Below are 678 nucleotides of genomic sequence, written 5' to 3' on the forward strand. Positions count from 1 at the left end.
CAGCCGCCGTCAGGGCCACGGCGAGGAAGCCGGCGTTCGCCAGTGCCGCAACGACCCGGGTGGCGAACAGCACCGGGAAGCTCGTGGTGACGGCGCCCACCACGTGAGCCGCCGCGAACGCCGCGGTGAACCCGAGGAGGCTGCCGCGCCTCGGCCAGCCACGGGCCAGCGCGGCCACCAGCGGAGCGCCGGTGATCATTCCGATCGCGAAGGCCGAGATGAGGGTGCCCGCCGTCCCGACGGTGACGCCAAGATCCGAGGCGATGTCCGGCAGGAGACCCGCGAGCATGAACTCCGACGTGCCCATGGCGAAGACACCCAGGGCGAGCAGGTACAGCGGGAGAGGCATCGAGTGGCTCCGAGATGAGGAGGAGGGAGGAGGGTCATCTCGTCACCTCGGTCAGTCCCGGGTGGACTCGGCGCACCGCGGATCGCGGCGCGACGGCAGGGATCAGAGCTCAGTGCTCCACGGGGCTGACGGGGTGACCGACAGCCCCCACCTCGTCCGACTCGGGACTCGCCATGGCCCGCACGCTACCCGACCGGTGCTCACCCGGTCACCTCGATTCCACCGGCATGAACCCGCGCCGCGTCCTGCCGCACGGCCCGCCGGTCCGTGCCGCCCGCACGACCGCCCCGGGCCGCAACGGCACGGTCCGGCCGACCGGTACCTCATCC

At 72.6% G+C, this 678-nt stretch carries 1 protein-coding gene; it reads right to left on the reverse strand.

Annotated features, from left to right (window positions below; translation table 11 throughout):
• The coding region (locus ACTIDRAF_RS30855; protein ID WP_039789180.1) for an MFS transporter at nt 1–349 on the reverse strand (349 nt) is incomplete at its 3' end.
• Nucleotides 350–678: the final 329 nt, after the last annotated feature.

Origin of the sequence: Actinoalloteichus spitiensis RMV-1378 (genome assembly GCF_000239155.1) — a bacterium.
In the GTDB taxonomy this organism is placed as follows: Bacteria; Actinomycetota; Actinomycetes; order Mycobacteriales; family Pseudonocardiaceae; genus Actinoalloteichus_B; species Actinoalloteichus_B spitiensis.